This is a genomic window from Aureimonas ureilytica, assembly GCF_001475935.1.
Lineage (GTDB): Bacteria > Pseudomonadota > Alphaproteobacteria > Rhizobiales > Rhizobiaceae > Aureimonas > Aureimonas ureilytica_A.
Genome location: NZ_LDQA01000022.1, coordinates 163,730 through 180,695 on the forward strand (window position 1 = coordinate 163,730; position 16,966 = coordinate 180,695).

Annotated in this window: 16 protein-coding genes and 3 tRNA genes; 10 read left to right on the forward strand and 9 right to left on the reverse strand. The window is 64.3% G+C overall.

Features of this window, described 5'->3' with window-relative positions:
* Window positions 1-948 (reverse strand): hydrogen peroxide-inducible genes activator, encoded by a 948-nt coding sequence (locus NS365_RS10440; protein WP_058600221.1) that lies wholly within the window; start codon window positions 946-948, stop codon window positions 1-3.
* 99 nt (window positions 949-1,047) lie between these two features.
* Between NS365_RS10440 and NS365_RS10445 the strand changes: the two genes are divergently transcribed.
* The 6 genes from NS365_RS10445 to NS365_RS10470 all read left to right on the forward strand — a co-directional run bounded on the left by NS365_RS10445 (window position 1,048) and on the right by NS365_RS10470 (window position 7,526).
* On the forward strand, window positions 1,048-2,556 hold the full coding sequence (locus NS365_RS10445; RefSeq protein ID WP_058600222.1) for a catalase: 1,509 nt from the start codon (window positions 1,048-1,050) through the stop codon (window positions 2,554-2,556).
* Between the two features lie 143 nt (window positions 2,557-2,699).
* The gene (locus tag NS365_RS10450; RefSeq protein WP_058600223.1) at window positions 2,700-3,998 is read left to right on the forward strand and encodes an RsmB/NOP family class I SAM-dependent RNA methyltransferase; all 1,299 of its coding nucleotides are present in this window, start codon (window positions 2,700-2,702) and stop codon (window positions 3,996-3,998) included.
* Window positions 3,995-4,447 carry a TspO/MBR family protein gene (locus NS365_RS10455; RefSeq protein WP_058600224.1) on the forward strand — a complete coding sequence of 151 codons (453 nt, stop codon included), beginning with the start codon at window positions 3,995-3,997 and terminating at the stop codon, window positions 4,445-4,447. The genes NS365_RS10450 and NS365_RS10455 overlap by 4 nt, the downstream gene beginning before the upstream one ends.
* A complete protein-coding gene (locus NS365_RS10460) occupies window positions 4,444-5,094 on the forward strand; it encodes a 5'-methylthioadenosine/S-adenosylhomocysteine nucleosidase (protein WP_058600225.1) in 651 nt (216 codons plus the stop codon). The genes NS365_RS10455 and NS365_RS10460 overlap by 4 nt, the downstream gene beginning before the upstream one ends.
* 215 nt (window positions 5,095-5,309) lie before the next feature.
* The gene (gene guaA / locus NS365_RS10465; protein WP_058600226.1) at window positions 5,310-6,866 is read left to right on the forward strand and encodes a glutamine-hydrolyzing GMP synthase; all 1,557 of its coding nucleotides are present in this window, start codon (window positions 5,310-5,312) and stop codon (window positions 6,864-6,866) included.
* Between the two features lie 291 nt (window positions 6,867-7,157).
* Complete coding sequence (locus NS365_RS10470) at window positions 7,158-7,526, forward strand: hypothetical protein (protein ID WP_244498418.1); 369 nt, start codon at window positions 7,158-7,160, stop codon at window positions 7,524-7,526.
* 106 nt (window positions 7,527-7,632) lie between these two features.
* On the opposite strand, the gene NS365_RS10475 is transcribed toward NS365_RS10470, so the two are convergent.
* Window positions 7,633-8,514: a LysR family transcriptional regulator gene (locus NS365_RS10475; protein ID WP_058600227.1), complete on the reverse strand. Its 882-nt coding sequence runs from the start codon at window positions 8,512-8,514 to the stop codon at window positions 7,633-7,635.
* 107 nt (window positions 8,515-8,621) lie between these two features.
* Here NS365_RS10475 and NS365_RS10480 point away from each other — a divergent pair, with 107 nt between their 5' ends.
* The gene (locus NS365_RS10480; RefSeq protein ID WP_058600228.1) at window positions 8,622-10,148 is read left to right on the forward strand and encodes an MFS transporter; all 1,527 of its coding nucleotides are present in this window, start codon (window positions 8,622-8,624) and stop codon (window positions 10,146-10,148) included.
* Between the two features lie 211 nt (window positions 10,149-10,359).
* Here the strand turns inward: NS365_RS10480 and NS365_RS10485 are convergent.
* The 4 genes from NS365_RS10485 to cpdR all read right to left on the reverse strand — a co-directional run bounded on the left by NS365_RS10485 (window position 10,360) and on the right by cpdR (window position 11,323).
* Window positions 10,360-10,434, reverse strand: a tRNA-Val gene (locus NS365_RS10485).
* 152 nt (window positions 10,435-10,586) lie between these two features.
* A tRNA-Val gene (locus tag NS365_RS10490) sits at window positions 10,587-10,661 on the reverse strand.
* Between the two features lie 151 nt (window positions 10,662-10,812).
* Window positions 10,813-10,887 (reverse strand) — tRNA-Val (locus NS365_RS10495).
* A 70-nt stretch (window positions 10,888-10,957) separates the two neighbouring features.
* On the reverse strand, window positions 10,958-11,323 hold the full coding sequence (cpdR, locus tag NS365_RS10500; RefSeq protein WP_019996719.1) for a cell cycle two-component system response regulator CpdR: 366 nt from the start codon (window positions 11,321-11,323) through the stop codon (window positions 10,958-10,960).
* Window positions 11,324-11,475: 152 nt separating this feature from the next.
* Between cpdR and NS365_RS10505 the strand changes: the two genes are divergently transcribed.
* Together NS365_RS10505 and hisN are read left to right on the forward strand one after the other, a co-directional pair.
* Window positions 11,476-12,384, forward strand: coding sequence for an N-formylglutamate amidohydrolase (locus tag NS365_RS10505; protein WP_082684541.1), 909 nt, complete (start codon window positions 11,476-11,478; stop codon window positions 12,382-12,384).
* Window positions 12,385-12,464: 80 nt separating this feature from the next.
* On the forward strand, window positions 12,465-13,244 hold the full coding sequence (hisN, locus tag NS365_RS10510) for a histidinol-phosphatase (RefSeq protein ID WP_058600229.1): 780 nt from the start codon (window positions 12,465-12,467) through the stop codon (window positions 13,242-13,244).
* A 10-nt stretch (window positions 13,245-13,254) separates the two neighbouring features.
* On the opposite strand, the gene NS365_RS10515 is transcribed toward hisN, so the two are convergent.
* A complete protein-coding gene (locus tag NS365_RS10515) occupies window positions 13,255-14,304 on the reverse strand; it encodes an alpha/beta fold hydrolase (RefSeq protein ID WP_058600230.1) in 1,050 nt (349 codons plus the stop codon).
* Between the two features lie 534 nt (window positions 14,305-14,838).
* Here NS365_RS10515 and NS365_RS10520 point away from each other — a divergent pair.
* Window positions 14,839-15,300 carry an Hsp20 family protein gene (locus NS365_RS10520; protein WP_058600231.1) on the forward strand — a complete coding sequence of 154 codons (462 nt, stop codon included), beginning with the start codon at window positions 14,839-14,841 and terminating at the stop codon, window positions 15,298-15,300.
* 135 nt (window positions 15,301-15,435) lie between these two features.
* Here NS365_RS10520 and NS365_RS10525 read toward each other — a convergent pair whose 3' ends face one another.
* Both NS365_RS10525 and NS365_RS10530 read right to left on the reverse strand, forming a co-directional pair.
* Entirely contained in the window at window positions 15,436-15,648 is a 213-nt protein-coding gene (locus tag NS365_RS10525; RefSeq protein ID WP_058600232.1) for an Rmf/CrpP family protein, read from the reverse strand.
* A 76-nt stretch (window positions 15,649-15,724) separates the two neighbouring features.
* Window positions 15,725-16,783 carry a threonine aldolase family protein gene (locus NS365_RS10530; protein ID WP_058600233.1) on the reverse strand — a complete coding sequence of 353 codons (1,059 nt, stop codon included), beginning with the start codon at window positions 16,781-16,783 and terminating at the stop codon, window positions 15,725-15,727.
* Window positions 16,784-16,966: the final 183 nt, after the last annotated feature.

The window sequence follows — 16,966 nt, forward strand, 5'->3', positions numbered from 1 at the left end:
TCAGATCGAGGCCGGCGGTGCTTGGGTATCGCCGGCCTTTTCGTGTCCGCTCCCCTCGGCCGGGCCGAGACACACGCGGATCATCTCGGCGAGACGCTCGAAATCGGAGCGCCGGCCCGACGAGGTGCGGAAGGCGAGCGCCAGATGGCGCGAGGGAACGGGGATTTCGAAGGGCAGGAAGCGGATGCCGCCGGCGCGCGCTTCCGTCTCAACCGCGCTTTGCGGCACGAGCGTGACGCCAAGCCCTCCCGCGACCATGCGCATCAACGTGGTAAGGCTCGTCGCGCCGAGCGTCGCCAGATCGCGTTGCTCTGCGATTCGGCAGACATCCAGCGCCTGATCGCGCAGGCAATGACCTTCTTCCAAGAGAATCAGGCGCTCGCCCTCCAGCTGGCTGGGGGACACGGGGGCGGGGATGCGATCGCCGCTCCCTTCCGGCACGGCCAGCAGAAACGGGTCCTCGCAGAGCGGAATGGTCGACACTCCCTTGCGCTCCACCGGCAGCGCCTGAACCACGCAGTCGAGATCGCCGCGCGCCAACTCGTCGGCCAGAATCGCCGTGACGTTCTCCCGCACGCCCACTGTCAGGCGCGGATAGGAGCGGCCGAGTTCGGCCAGGAGCCCAGGCAGGAGATAGGGCGCGAGCGAGGCGATGATTCCGATGCGCAGCTGGCCGACGAGAAGCTCGCCATGGGCCTGCGTCAGGGCTTCGAGGTCGCGCACCTCGGCCAGAATGCGCCGCACCCGCCGCTTCACCCGCTCGCCCTCCGGCGTTACCGCGACGCCCGTGGATCGGCGCTCGAACAGGGCTGCGCCGAAATACTCCTCAAGCTGAGCGATCTGCGCCGAAAGCGCGGGCTGCGAAATGTTGAGACGGCGCGCGGCCTGCCCAAAATGCAGGGTCTCGCTGAGAGCCTCGAAATAGCGGAGCTGGCGGAGCGTGAGCATATCGATCAGATAAACTGATCGGGAAAGATTGGAAATACGATTGGAAATTATCGAGGGAATCGGATTGGAATGGCTCCAACTTCAAGGACGGAGGTTTCCATGACCGACAGACCGCGGCTTACCACGACGGCTGGCGCGCCCCTCTCCAGCAACCAGAATGCCAAGACCGTCGGCCGCAACGGACCGGTGCTTCTGGAAGATTATCAGCTGATCGAGAAGCTGGCGCACCAGAACCGCGAGCGCGTTCCCGAGCGCGTTGTCCACGCCAAGGGCTGGGGCGCCTTCGGCACGTTGACCGTCACGGACGACATCACGCGCTACACGCGCGCGAAGGTCTTCTCCAAGGTCGGAAGCAAGACCGAGATGCTGGCCCGCTTCTCGACGGTCGCCGGCGAGCAGGGTGCGGCGGATGCCGAGCGCGACGTGCGCGGCTTCTCGCTGAAGTTCTACACCGAGGAAGGCAACTGGGACATCGTCGGCAACAACACGCCGGTGTTCTTCGTGGCCGACCCTTACAAGTTCCCGGACTTCATCCACACGCAGAAGCGCCATCCGCGCACCAATCTGCGCTCGGCGACGGCCATGTGGGACTTCTGGTCGCTCTGCCCCGAGTCGCTGCATCAGGTGACGATCCTGATGTCGGATCGCGGCATCCCGGTCGATCCTTCCCGCATGAACGGCTACGGTTCGCACACGTTCTCGCTGTGGAACGACAAGGGCGAGCGTTTCTGGGTCAAGTTCCACTTCAAGACCCAACAGGGCCACAAGACCCTGACCAACGAGGAAGCCGAGCAGGTCATCGCGAAGTCTCGCGAGTCCTACCAGGAAGCCCTCTACGGCATGATCGAGGCCGGCAACTTCCCGAAGTGGACCATGTACATCCAGGTCATGCCTGAGATGGAAGCCGAGGAGTTCGAGCAGAAGACCGGCTGGAGCGCGTTCGATCTGACCAAGGTCTGGCCGCACGGCATGTATCCGCTCATCCGCGTCGGCGAGATGGAGTTGAACCGCAATCCGGACAACTACTTCACCGAGATCGAGCAGTCCGCCTTCAACCCGTCCAACGTGGTGCCGGGCATCGGCTTCTCGCCGGACAAGATGCTGCAAGGTCGTCTCTTCTCGTATCCGGACGCACATCGCTACCGCATCGGCGTCCATTACGAGTCGCTGGACGTGAACAAGCCGCGCTCGCCGGTGAACCACTACAACCGCGACGGCTCCATGCCCTTCGGCCTGCGGACCAACCCGGACGCCTATTACGAGCCGAACTCGTTCGGCGGCCCGGTGGAAGACCCGAGCGTGGAAGAGCCGCCGCACCGCTATAGCGGCCAGGTCGGGCGCTACGAGTACCGCGCCGAGGCCGACCACTATTCGCAGCCGCGCGCGCTGTTCAACCTGTTCGACGACGCCCACAAGCAGCGCCTGTTCAAGACGCTGGCAGGCGCCTTGCAGGGCGTGCCGGAGTTCATCGTGGAGCGTCAGCTCGCCCATTTCGACAAGGTCGACCCGGCCTATGGCGCGGGCGTGCGAAAGGCGCTGTCCGAACAGGGCCGCGACGACGCGCAGGCGAGCCTGACCACGAGCCATTCGGCGGCAGCTGCCGAGTAAACCGAACGGGCATCCTTGGAAGAGGCGAGGGCCGGGAGCGATCCCGGCCCTTTGCTTTTGCGCCGCCCCTTCGCGTCCATGGCTTGAGAAAGCGCGACCGCGAAACTACCAAGCGGGTCAGAGATACGAAGAAGGAAGCCATCATGCGGCTGGGCGGACGGATCGCGGCGGCGGTCGAGGTGATCGAAGACATGACGGCACGCCGCCGTCCGGTGGCCGACGCGTTGAAGGACTGGGGCCTCGCCCATCGCTTTGCCGGCTCCGGCGACCGATCGGCGATCGGCAACATGGTCTATGATGTCTTGCGCCGCCGCCGGTCGCTGGCGCACCGCATGGGAAGCGAGGCACCGGCCGCGCTCGTTTTCGGCGCCGTGCTCGACGCGGGGCAGACGCCGGAGGCCCTGCGCGCCGCCTTGGAGGGCGATCGCTTCGCGCCGCCTTTGCCAAGTGACGACGTAATTCAGCGCTTTCTTTCAAGCGAGACTCTGAAGGACGCGCCGGAGGCCGTCGCGGCCGATGTGCCGGATTGGCTGGCCGGCCCGCTCAAGGCTTCGCTCGGCGACGATTGGATCGCGGAAGCGCAGACCCTGTCGGACCGCCCGCCGCTCGACATGCGCGCCAACCTCCTGAAGGCGGAGCGGAACGACGTTCTGGCGGACCTCAAGCCCTTCGCGGCCGAGCCGACGCCGCTCTCGCCCTGGGGCCTGCGCATCCCTCCGATCGAGGGGGAGGGGCGGCACCCCAATGTGCAGGTCGAGCGCGGCTTCCAGACCGGCCTGTTCGAGATTCAGGACGAAGGCTCGCAGATCGCCGCGCTGCTGGCGAGCGCTCAAGCTGGCACGCGCATTCTCGACTATTGCGCGGGCGCGGGCGGCAAGACGCTGGCGCTCGCCGCAGCCAGCGGCAACGCCGCCGAAATCCACGCCTTCGATGCCGACCGCCAGCGCCTCGCGCCGATCTGGGATCGCATCGCGCGCGCCGGGGCAGAGGGTGTCGAAGTTCACAGCCCCCGCGACGATCTAGCCTCGCTCCACGGGACGATGGATCTTGTTCTGGTGGATGCGCCCTGCACGGGCGCAGGCACTTGGCGTCGCCGGCCGGATGCGAAATGGCGTCTGAGCGAGTCGCAACTGCAAAAGCGCATGGCCGAACAGGACGCGGTTCTCGAAAAAGCCTCCGCCTTCGTGAAGCCCGGCGGCCGTCTCGCCTATGTTACCTGCTCGGTGCTGCGCGAGGAAAATGCGGCGCGCGTCGAAGCCTTTCTGGCAAGCCATCCCGAGTTTCGCCTGTGCGACGCGGAGGCGATCTGGGCCGAGACACTCCCCGGCGCTCCCCAAGCCTATCATGCGGAGCGCGTGCGCGATGGAGCGGTGCTGACGCTGACGCCGCTTCGCTCGGGAACGGACGGCTTCTTCTTCGCCATGCTGGAGCGCGCGGCATGAAGTCGGTCCTTTCGCTCGTCATTTTTCTCGCCGTTTCGCTCGGCGGCGGGGCCTGGATCGGCACGATCGCGCGGCCGGACGGATGGTATCGCCATCTCGCCAAGCCCTGGTTCAATGCGCCGGACTGGATCTTCGCGCCGGTCTGGTCGGTGCTGTATGTGCTGATCGCGCTCGCCGGCTGGCGCATCTGGCAATCGAAGAATCGCAAGGCGCTCTCGGCCTGGGTGATCCAGATGGCGCTGAACTTCCTGTGGCCGCCGCTCTTCTTCAACGCTCATGCGACCCTGCCGGCGCTGGTCGTGATCCTCGGCCTGCTCGCCTCGATCCTGATATTCTTGGGACGAACCGGCGAGCGGGATCGCTTCGCCTTCTGGTGCTTCGTGCCCTATGCCGTCTGGGTGTCCTACGCGTCGCTTCTCAACGCCGCGATCCTGAAGCTGAACGGATGAGCGAAGCCACCACCCACGCCGTCGAGAACTGGGGCGGACGCCGCATTCTCTTCGTCATGGCGGCTCCCGCCGAATATGGCGCGGAGCTTCAGCGACGCATCCGGCCGCTGATGACCGGCATCGGCCCGATCGAAGCCGCGCTCGAAACCGGCATCGCCCTTCAGCGCTTGCAAGATCACGGCACGCCGCCCGATCTCCTGGTTTCGCTCGGCTCGGCCGGCGCGCGCCATCTGGAGCAGGGCCGTGTCTATCAGGCCTCCAGCGTCTCCTGGCGCGATATCGACGCCTCGCCGCTCGGCTTCACCAAGGGCGTGACGCCGCTGGTGGATCATCCGGTCGCCGTGCCGCTCGCAACGCCCTTGCCCGGCATTCCGGCCGCGCGGCTCTCCACCGGCGGCAATGTCGTGTCGGGCCTCGGCTACGAGACGATCGACGCCGATATGGTGGACATGGAAACCTTCGCCGTCTGGCGCGCGGCGCATCGCTTCGCGGTTCCCCTTCTGGCCCTTCGCGGCATTTCGGACGGTGCGGAAGAGCTGCGCCAATACACCGACTGGACGGCGCTTCTTCCCACACTCGACCGCGAGCTGGCGCTGGCGCTCGATTCTCTCAAGCGCGGCGTAGAGGAGGGCACGCTGGCGATTTGAATCGAATCGGAGGGTCAATTCCTCCGATCTCTCGTGGCCATCCCCGATGCAGGGCTCGAATCGGTTTCATGAAGAAGCCTCCGGCACGGGGGGCCGCCGGCGAAGAATGACGCCCGGACCACGGCAGGACGACGCTTGCGCGACAAACCGCTCTCGGCCTTCGGTCCGGAGCGCGAGGCTCTTGCCTTTTGCAGCGCCTTATCTAGAAGTCCGCCATGACCCAGCACCTCGATACCATCCTCATCGTCGATTTCGGCTCCCAGGTCACGCAGCTCATCGCGCGCCGCGTGCGCGAGGCCGGCGTCTATTCCGAGATCGTGCCGTTCCAGTCGGCGGAAGAAGGCTTCCGCCGGTTGAATCCGAAGGCCGTGATTCTCTCCGGCTCGCCCGCGTCCACCACCGAAGAGAACTCGCCGCGCGCGCCTGAGATCATCTTCTCGTCCGGCATTCCGGTTCTCGGCATATGCTACGGGCAGCAAACCATGTGCGCCCAGCTCGGCGGCAAGATCGAGGGTGGGCTGCACCGCGAGTTCGGCCGCGCCTTCCTCGAAGTGCAGAAATCCTCGCCGCTCTTCGACGGCATCTGGGCCGAGGGCACGCGCCATCAGGTCTGGATGAGCCATGGCGACCGGGTTACCGCGTTGCCCAAGGGTTTCGAGATCATCGCCGCTTCGCCGGGCGCGCCCTTCGCGGCCATCGCCGACGAGGCCCGCCGCTTCTACGGCGTGCAGTTTCACCCCGAAGTGGTCCACACGCCCGATGGCGCCAAGCTGATTTCCAACTTCGTCCACCGTATCGCGGGTCTCAAGGGCGACTGGACCATGGCCGCCTTCCGCGAGCAGGCGATTGGGGAAATCCGCGCCAAGGTCGGCGATGCTCGCGTCATCTGCGGCCTGTCGGGCGGCGTCGATTCGTCGGTCGCGGCCATTTTGATCCATGAGGCGATCGGGGATCAACTGACCTGCATCTTCGTGGATCACGGCCTCCTGCGCATGGGCGAGGCGGAGCAGGTCGTCGGCATGTTCCGCGACCATTACAACATCCCGCTCGTGCATGTTCAGGCGCAGGACCTCTTCATCGGCGCGCTCGAAGGCGAGATGGACCCCGAGGTCAAGCGCAAGACGATCGGCCGCTTGTTCATCGAGACCTTCGAGGCCGAGGCCAAGAAGATCGGCGGCGCGGACTTCCTGGCGCAGGGCACGCTCTACCCCGACGTGATCGAAAGCGTGTCCTTCACCGGTGGCCCCTCAGTGACGATCAAGTCGCATCACAATGTCGGCGGCCTGCCCGAGCGCATGAACATGAAGCTCGTGGAGCCGCTGCGCGAGCTCTTCAAGGACGAGGTTCGCGAGCTCGGCCGCGAGCTTGGCCTGCCCGAGCAGTTCGTCGGCCGCCATCCGTTCCCCGGCCCGGGCCTCGCCATCCGCTGCCCTGGCGGCATCACGCGCGAGAAGCTGGAAATCCTGCGTCAGGCCGACGCGATCTATCTCGACGAAATCCGCAAGGCCGGTCTCTACGACGCGATCTGGCAAGCCTTCGCCGTGCTTCTGCCGGTGCAGACGGTCGGCGTCATGGGCGACGGGCGCACCTACGAGTTCGTCTGCGCCCTGCGCGCCGTGACCTCGGTGGACGGCATGACGGCGGATTTCTATGCCTTCGACATGGAATTCCTCGGCAATGCCGCGACCCGCATCATCAACGAGGTCAAAGGCATCAATCGCGTCGTCTACGACGTGACGTCCAAGCCGCCCGGCACGATCGAGTGGGAATGATTCCTGCTCATCCGGGCGTATTGGAAGACACGCTGCGCTTCGACTCGAGGAGCTAAAAATAGAACGGAAAGTCGCTCCACAGGTTACGCAATCTATCGCGGAGCCAAGCCCTGTTGACCTCGTGGGTTCCCCGATCGGCTAATGCGTGATTCAAGGCCGCCTTCCACGAAGGCGGCCTTGGCGCGAGGGGATTTGTCGGACGGGGAATGGGCCGTCGTCGGCGAGCTTCGGCCGAGCGAACGGCGTCGAAAGGCGCACCCGGATCATGACAACCGCCGTTTTCTCGACGGCATGCTGTTTGTCCTGGCCGTCCCCGCCCTTTTGGCCATGCCGGTGGGCAAGCCGCGTCTGATGCTCGCCGGCAAAGGTTGCGACGGCGAGGAGATTCGCCAGTCCTCGCTTTTGAAAGGCGTCATGCGGGTGATCCCACCCAAGGCCAACCGTCGTAGCTCGGCCGTTTTCGACTTGCGTCAGTATCGTGATCGCAGTCGTATCGAGCGCATGTTCGACCGCCTGAAAGCAGGCTCGCCGCGTCGCCATGCGCTACGACAAAACCGCCATGCCCTCCGAGCCTTCCTATGCCTCGCCACCTCGCGCATCTGGCTGAAGGACCATGTCAACAGATCCGAGGTTCAGCCGGGGCAGGAGCGCTTCGCATAGGAGCGTGCGGATCGGAGGGTATGAGTCCTCTCTTGGAAGCTTGAGATCGGTTCGAGGCGATAGACGCCACGGCAAACGCGAAGTTTCGGATGCTCTCTCCGTCAGGTTATACAAAGCCGCTGTCCCATCGGAGAGATGCAGGCCGATGTTCACGAAAGGCAGCCGCCAGCATCCGCAGAGCCTCGCGCGATCTGGTGTCCGACAGAGTCGTATGCAGCACGATTTCGAATGGTGCGAGTTCGGGCAGGCGGTAGCGTTCGCCGACATCGACCGTGCCGAGCGGTGCCATGCGGGGCGAGAATGGCGCGATGGCGAGGCCCGCCGACACGGCGGCCATGACCGCTGAGGAACCGCCACCCAGGAAAGATTCGGTCCAGGCGATCCCGGCGGCATCGAGAGCACGTTTGGCGACGTCATGAACGCGGCAGGCCGGCGATAACGCGGCGAGGCGGATCGACTGGCCTTCGCGATGCTCGAAGGTCGGCGCGGCGAACCAGCCCAGGCGCTCCTTTGCCAGGACGTCCCCGTCGCGCCGGTCGTCTTCCCGGCCGACGATCACGGCATCCACGTCGCCACGATCGAACGCGTCAAGCAGCGCTCGGGAGGTGTCGATCCGCACCTCGATCGTCATCGCCGGGTCATGGGTGTTGAGACGCGCGAGCAATGTCGGGACTTCCGGTCCGGCGATATGGGCGGCGATCCCCAGCGTGAAGCGCCGGACTGCCGTCGGCGACAATCCGGCCACGGCCCGCTCGTGGGCCGCCAGAAAGTCGCGCGCGCCATTGATGAAAGCCGCGCCCTGTACGGAGAGCCTCACCATACGCGGCGTTCTTTCGATGAGCTTGTGACCCACACGATCTTCGAGGCGCTTGAGCTTGACGCTGATCGCACCTTGCGTTGTCCCCAGCGCCTCGGCCGCACGGGTGAAGCTTTTCAGATCGGCAATGGTCACAAAGGCCTGAACGGCCTCGACATCGAGAATGGTCATGGCGATCTATGTACATTCGTTGTCACTGAAATGCACAGCCATATCGTTCAGTTGTGATGGATGTTCGATTACGTCGATGGTCACGAGCAAGATGTGCGAGGACCGCGATGCCATTGTCCAATCAGTCCCGAAATCGGATAGCGCTGGCCGGTGCGTGCCTTGCATCGCTGATGTTCGGGCTCGAAATCTCCAGCGTGCCAGTCATCTTGCCCACGCTGGAGCATGTCCTCGAAGCCGACTTCAACGGCCTTCAATGGATCATGAACGCCTACACCATCGCCGTCACGACAGTGTTGATGGCGACAGGGGCGCTGGCGGATCGCTACGGCCGCAAGCGCCTGTTCATCGCCAGCGTCGTCGCATTTGGCACCACGTCTGTTGTGTGCGGGCTGGCGCCGAGCACGCCGGTGCTGATCGCCGTACGCTTCCTCCAAGGAAGCAGCGGCGGCGCGATGCTGATCTGTCAGATTGCCGTCCTGTCGCATCAATTCGCGGATGCGGCCGAGCGCGGTAAGGCGTTCGGTACCTGGGGGATCGTCTTCGGCTTGGGGCTGGGCTTCGGGCCGATCATCGGTGGCGCGATCGTCGCGATCTCAAACTGGCAATGGGTATTCCTGGTCCACGGGCCGCTCGCGCTTGTGACGCTTTTGCTTGTTGTGGACGGCGTGCAGGAATCGCGTGATCCGGACGCGAAGGGGCTCGATGTCGCCGGCGTCGCCACGCTGTCGCTGGCCGTGTTTTGCCTCGCATTCTTTATTACGCAGGGGCCGGCGCTCGGCTTTGCCAGTCCGATGGCGCTCGGGATTGCCGCCGCCGCAGGCGTGAGCTTTCTGGCATTCATCGTTGCCGAGCGGGTCAATCCGCGGCCGATGTTCGACTTTGCCGTATTCCGCATCCGTCCCTTTTCCGGCGCACTGCTCGGCTCGGTCGGCATGAACTTCAGCTTCTGGCCGTTCATGATCTATCTGCCGATCTGGTTCCAGAGCGGTCTCGGCTATGACGCCGCGACGGCTGGTTTGTCGTTGCTGGCCTATACGATACCGACCTTGATCGCGCCGCCGCTCGGCGAGCGGCTGTCGCTGCGCTATCGGTCGGGTGTCGTCATCCCGGCAGGGCTCTTCACGATCGGTCTTGGCTTCTTCCTGATGAAGATCGGCAGCAGCGTCGCGCATCCGAGCTGGGCGACGATGCTGCCCGGTGCGCTGATCGCCGGCACGGGCCTTGGCCTCACCAACACACCGGTCACCAATACGACGACGGGATCCGTGCCGAGCGCCCGCGCCGGTATGGCGTCTGGGATCGATATGAGCGCTCGGATGATCTCGCTCGCCGTCAACATCGCCCTGATGGGCTATATCCTCGTCAGCGGCGTGCTGGCCTACATTACCGGCGCCTTGCCTGACACAGCAGACGCATCGAGCCTGCGTTCGGCCGCTGAACGCATCGTGGCGGGCGACCTGACGGCGCTCGGCCGGCTGCTGCCCAACCTGTCGTCGGCCGATGCCACGGCAATCGCACACGCGGCGTTCAAGGAAGGCTTCGAATGGGTAACACTCTACGGAGGCCTCAGTGCTTGGCTCCTGGCGGCGGCGAGTTTCCTCCTCTGCCGCCGCAAGATCTCTCCCGTGCGGTGATGTTCGGCAGGAAACCGCCTCGCTAGGGGATCCAACCAACATATTGCCAATTCTGGCGGAAAGGGGGAGTTCAGCCAAGCGATCGGCATTTCGTGCGGCGGATGGACGACGAACATCCATTGTCTGGCCGATGCTGGTGACCGGATCGTCGCTCTTGCCCTGATCGCAACGGTCACCCAGTGGGTGGTTGCCGAAAACTTGGGGGATCGAATGGTGGGCGTGACAGGGATTGAACCTGTGACCCCTACGATGTCAACGTAGTGCTCTCCCGCTGAGCTACACGCCCATTCGATGGAGCGGATAGACCATGAGCCGAGCGCCACGTCAAGGCGAAAGACCTGAATCGAAGAGCATAGATGGTCAGTCTGCCGCAACCGGATGTCGGCGCGATGACAGGTCCTGCGACAGTCTTGCGATCGGGGGAATGGAGAAGCCGGATGGTGGGCGTGACAGGGATTGAACCTGTGACCCCTACGATGTCAACGTAGTGCTCTCCCGCTGAGCTACACGCCCATCCGGTGAAGGCGGATAGACCATATCCGCCGGGCGTCGTCAAGAATGTGAAGCGGAGATGACGGAACGATTCGCGCAGGGTGAGGGGCGCGCGAAACGCGAAAAACCCGGCGAAACGCCAGGTGGATCACGTGTACTCTTGGAGGTCGAATGGTGGGCGTGACAGGGATTGAACCTGTGACCCCTACGATGTCAACGTAGTGCTCTCCCGCTGAGCTACACGCCCATTCGATGACGCGCTTAGGCCATCTTCTGGCGGCGAGGTCAAGCGATTCCCGCCGCCGATCGAACGTTCCTCAGGCGGCGTCCTGCAACATCTTGCCGACTTCCTCGACCAGCTCGCGCAGGTGGAAGGGCTTGGACAGGATCTTGGCGTCCTTGGGCGCCTTCGAATCGGGGTTCAGCGCCACGGCGGCAAAGCCGGTGATGAACATGACCTTGAGGTCGGGGTCGAGTTCGGTCGCGCGGCGCGCGAGCTCGATCCCGTCCATTTCGGGCATCACGATGTCGGTCAGCAGCAGCGAGAACGGCTCCTCGCGCAGCCGCTCGTAAGCCGAGCCGCCATTGTCATAGGCCGTGACTTCGTAGCCCGCCTTTTCCAGCGCCTTGGCGAGGAAGCGGCGCATGTCATTGTCGTCTTCGGCCAAAAGGATTTTGTACATTCGTCCGTGTCCGTTAGCCGGGCTGAGCCCCGGGATGCCCGTTTCCGACAATCCTTTTAGCAGATTGCTTAAACAAGGGCTAAGTGGAATGTTCAGGAACGTTTTGAGCCTTATATTCCCACGAGAAGGCTTAAGAAAGGGGAAGAGCGACGTTGCAGACCGCCATACCGACTCTGGAAACGGCGGCCGGCCCATGCCCAGCCTTCGAAATCGTCGAACCGGGCGAGCAGACCCTCCCTTTCGTCTTTTGCTCGCCGCATAGCGGGCGGGCCTACCCGAAGGACTTTCTGGAGCAGACGCGGCTTGGGCCGGATGCGATCCGCCGGTCGGAGGATTTGTTCGTCGATCAGCTCTTCGACTTCGTTCCCGCGCTCGGCGCGCCGATCCTTCAGGCCCGCTTTCCCCGCGCCTATCTCGACGTGAATCGCGAGCCCTACGAACTCGACCCGGGCATGTTCGCCGGGCCGCTTCCCGACTTCGCCAATTCCGCCTCCGTGCGCGTGGCGGGCGGCTTGGGGACCATCCCGCGAATCGTGGCCGAGCGCGAGGATATCTACAATGGCAAGCTGCCGCTTACGGAGATCGAGCGCCGGATCGAGGCGATCTACTTCCCGTTCCACGAGGCCCTGGAGGCGTTGATCGAGCGCACGCGCCGGCGCTTCGGCTTCGCCATTCTCCTCGATTGCCATTCCATGCCCTCGTCCGTGCGCCTGATGCCGGGCGGGCGGCGGGCCGACATGGTGGTGGGTGATCGGTTCGGCACGAGCGCGCTCCATGCCTATGTCGTGATGGTGACGCAGCGGCTTTCGGCGCTGGGTTATGAGGTGACGCGCAACAAGCCCTATGCGGGCGGCTTCATCACCGAGCGCTATGGCCGGCCCCGGCGCGGCGTCCACGCCATCCAGATTGAGATCAACCGCGCGCTCTATGCCGACGAGGTGGGCTTCCTGCCACATGACGGCTTTACGCTCCTGCGACGCGATCTCTGGAGTCTCGTCACATGCTTTGCCGGCGAAGTGGAAGCCGGCTGGCAGGGGGATCTCGCTGCCGCTGCCGAATAGACACGCTGAGCAGCGGCGTGCTGTAGCCTTCGGGCCCAAGCTGGTTCATAGGGTCGGGAGCACCAGCACGAGGGCCCGCCATGCAGCTTCCCGATGCCGACTTTCTGTTCCAGCTCGCCGATGTCGCCGCCAAGGAAACCTTGCCGCGCTTCCGCCAGCCGCTCCAGGTTCACAACAAGCCGCGCGAAGGCTATACGTTCGATCCCGTAACCGAGGCCGACCGCGAGGCGGAAAAGGCCATTCGCCGCGTCATCGAGGCTCAATTTCCCGACCATGCGATTCTGGGCGAGGAATTCGGGCGCTCGGGCGAGGGCGATCTTCTCTGGGTGATCGACCCCGTGGACGGCACGCGCCCTTTCATCTGCGGCGTTCCGGTCTGGGGCACGCTGATCGGCCTCACCGTCAAAGGCATCGCGCAGTTCGGCATCATGAGCCAGCCCTACACGGGAGAGCGCTTCTGGGCGACGCCGGAAGGCGCATGGAGCGACGGCCCGCTCGGCCAGCGCAGCTTGCAGGTGCGCGATGTCGGCGGGCTCGAAAGCGCGACGCTTTTCTCGTCCGCGCCGGAGCTGTTTCATTCGCCGTTGAAGGAGCGTTTCCAGTCGCTCGTCGATAGCGTTCGCCTGACGCGCTTCGGGGCCGACTGCTATGCGTTCGCGATGCTCGCCTCGGGTCATGTCGACATCTGCGTCGAGCCCGGTCTTCAGCCCTATGACATCGTGGCGTTGACGCCGCTGGTGGAAAAGGCGGGCGGTGTCATCACGACCTTCGACGGCGGCCGGCCTGAGGATGGTGGCGATGTCATCGCCGCCGCGACGCCGAAGCTCCACGAGGCGGCGCTGCGCCTTCTCAACGGCTGAGGCTCAGGCGCTACTCGGCGCGCGCCACGTCCGGGATGGCGGCGACCAGGGCCTCTTCCACCAGCGCCGCGTCCACAGCCGGCTCGGCCGGACGCTGGCGGGGCAGGGCGGAGGCGAGGAAGCCTTCGAAGGCAGATAGGGCCGGATCGCGAAAGCGATCCGCCTCCTGAAGCATTTCATGGCGCGCACCGGCCACACGCAGGAAATGGCCTGAGCGCATTCGCCAGGCCAACCGTTCCGCCGCGCGGTTCGACACGACCCGGTCGGCTCCCGCCGCCAGAAACAAAGTCGGCAGGCGCATCCGCGCGATGACGTCGGACTTCTCCAGCCGCCTCTGCGCCTTCAAGACGGCGCGCAACCAGGACGCCGAAAGAGCGCCGACGAAGAGGTCGGGCGCGTTGATCTGAAGCGCCAGATTGCGCTCGAACCGCTTGCGATCGGATGTCAGCGGATTGTCGGCGAGAGCGGTGCCTGGCTCGATGCGCCGCGCCCGGCGCACCGGCAGCCATCCAAGGCCCGTCCAGTGAAGAAGTGAGGATACGAGGCGGAAGCTGGCAAGGGCGAGCCCCGAGCCGGGCACGGCGACGAAAGGCGCCAGCAGCACCATGCGCTCCACACGATCCTCCAGCCGTTCCATGGCTGTGAGCGCGACGAGCCCGCCCATGGAATGGGCCAAAATCGCATAAGGTGCAGGGCAGCGCGGCAGCACGACCTCGTGGAAAATCCGGTCGAGATCGTCGGTGAACTGAGAGAGATTCGCGACATGGCCGACGAAAGGGTTGGCGAGCGAGCGGAACGAGCGGCCTTGGCCACGCCAGTCGAAGGTCGCGACGCTAAACCCCATCCGGTTGAGGTCGCGCATCGTCTCGAAATATTTTTCGCTGGCCTCGTTGCGCCCTTGGAGCAGAAGAATCGTGCCTCGGCTTTCCCGTCCCTCGGTGCGTGGGGCCAGGGCATAGCGCAGGCTCCGACCCCGGCCCATGTCGAGATACCCGATCTCCATATCGAGAGGCGGCGGATTGTCGAGCGAAGAGACGAAAGCGTCGGGCGTTTGCGACAAGGAAAAGGCTCTCCCTTCGGATGCCAAGCGATCCGCGGCGGATGCGCGGCTCAACGGGCATCGAGATGCCCTCAGCATAGAGCGCGATGGTAAACGATCTGCCGCCAGATGTCCGCGTCTGCCCGGCTGAAGCCGATGTGCTTGCAGCTAGCTGGCGTGAAAACGGGGCCGACCTGATCTCGCGGAAGAGGCCGACCCCGCGCAACCCTGGCGGAAGGGACGGGACGCCAGAGCCATAGACAGCAAGACAAACTCTGCCTTGCGGACTGGCACATTGACTCCAGCAGGCTGAACGCAGACGGAAGCGCGTGTTCATCTGGCGTTCATCCCGCCTGCCACCACAAGCCGCTGTTTTAAAACGCGTAACAGATTTCTCGAAAAAAATGCGGGCAAGGCTTGAAGGCCAAATTGCCGCTTACCATCTGCTTCCTGTGGCCGCCGAACGGGGCCACTGACGAGAAGCCCTCCGCCAGATGGGGAGGACATTGTTTCCCGTCAAAGTCGCAAACCTGTTGCTTCCTATGGAGAACGACCATGCGTCAGTTTGATTTCGCTCCCCTGTACCGCTCCACCGTCGGCTTCGACCGCTTGTTCTCGATGCTCGACACGCTCGGTTCGGGTGAGAATGCCCAGACCTACCCGCCTTACAATATCGAGCGCACGGGCGAGAACGCCTATCGCATCACCATGGCCGTGGCCGGCTTCGGGGATGGCGAACTCTCGATCGAGTCGCGTGAAAACACGCTGACCGTGAAGGGCGAGAAGTCGGATGGCGAAGGCGAGGGGTCCGAGTTCTTGTATCGCGGCATCGCCGCCCGCGCTTTCGAGCGCCGCTTCCAGCTCGCCGAGCATGTTGAAGTGAAGGGTGCGAGCCTCAGGAACGGCCTCCTCCATATCGATCTTCTGCGTGTGATCCCCGAGGCGATGAAGCCCCGCCGGATCGAGATTTCGAACGCCAACGCCAATGCGAAGTCGATCGAAGCCAACGCGGCCTGATCGAAACCGTAATTCAGGTTGGGAGCGGCGCCTTTCGAGGCGCCGTTTTCGTTTGTCACATCATGGCCGACGACCATACGAAAAAGGCCGGGCACCGCTATGGCACCCGGCCTTCGTCATGATGGTTTCAAGGCATCAATGCAGCGCTTCGGACGCCGTGCCGTTGGAGGCCATCGTATGCTCGTTTGCAGTAGACGAGCGGAAATGGCCGGGCTCGGTGTTGCGGCTCTCGTTCCAGCCGGCCATCCATTCGGCCCTAAGGCTCGATCCCACGGGATATTCGCAGGACGACATCGGATGATTGTTCTGGAAGGCGAGCTTGCCTTGGTGGAATGCGTCGGTCGCCATGAGTTCCTCCTGTTGACGGACACAAGACCCAAACTCCTCAAAGCCTGATCCGTTCCCGACTGGCGACCTTTCGAACTCAGGCGGTGGCTGCGAGCGCGGCGGCGAAGCGCTCGACATCGGCCGGCTCGGTGGACCAACTCGTGACCAGTCGAACCAGGACTTCGTTTTCGTTGAGCGCCTGGCCGCTGCCATGGGGCATGTTCCAGTCGTAGAAGACGGCGCCCTCGGCCCGCAGCGCGTCCGCCACCGGGCGCTCCAGAATCGCGAAGACCTCGTTGGAGCGCGTATCCCAGGCCTGCCGGGCGCGGTTCGAATGCGCCAAGGCGTCGCGCAATTGATCGGCCATCAAGTTGGCGTGCGCGGCCAGCGTCAGCCAGAGCCCATCGTCCAGATAGGCCATGAACTGCGCGGCGATGAAGCGCGTCTTGGAAAAGAGCTGCGCGCCCCGCTTGCGTATATAAGGAAATTGTCGCGCCTTCTCGGGATCGAAGAACACGACGGCTTCCGCGCACCAGCAGCCGTTCTTGGTGGCTCCGAAAGAAAGGATGTCGATGCCCGCCCGCCATGTCATATCGGCGGGTGACAGCTTGGTCGCCGCCAGCGCATTGGCGAAACGCGCGCCGTCCATATGGAAGGCCAGATCCTGCTCATGCGCGATCGCGGCGAGCGCCGAGATTTCATCGCGGCTATAGAGCGTGCCGACTTCGCTCGCCTGGCTGATCGTTACCGCCATGGGCTGACCGGCATGGATGAAGCCGGGGCGGAAGCGGGCGAGCTCATGGCGCAGCTGCGCCGGATCGATCCGGCCCAAGGCTCCGTCCACCGGGGCCATGCGCGCGCCATGCGTGAAGAATTCCGGCGCGCCGCATTCGTCTTCCACCACATGCGCCTCGCGGTGGCACATGACGACGCCGCCGGGACGGTTCACGGCGGCAAAGCTCAAAGAGTTCGCGGCCGTTCCCGTGCCGACGAAGAAGACCGCGACCTCGCGCTCGAAAATCTCGTTGAAGCGCTGCTCCACCGCCTTGTCGAGATCGCTGGAGCCGTAGGCGGCAGCCATGCCCGCGCCATGCGTGGAAAGGGCGGCGGAGATGGCCGGATGAGCGCCGGACCAATTGTCGGAAGCAAAGATCATGAGAGCCTTTCCGGCATTATCGACCGAGCTTCTGCCCTTGCGCGCTTCAAACCTGCGCGTCAACGCGTTAGAAGCACTCTTGAAAAAATCCAAAGAAGCTGCCATAAGCCTGAGATATGGCAGCAATGCTGACCTAAATTGCCGACCTTCGGGTCGCAGTGCCGAACCCCGACGGATCGCGGG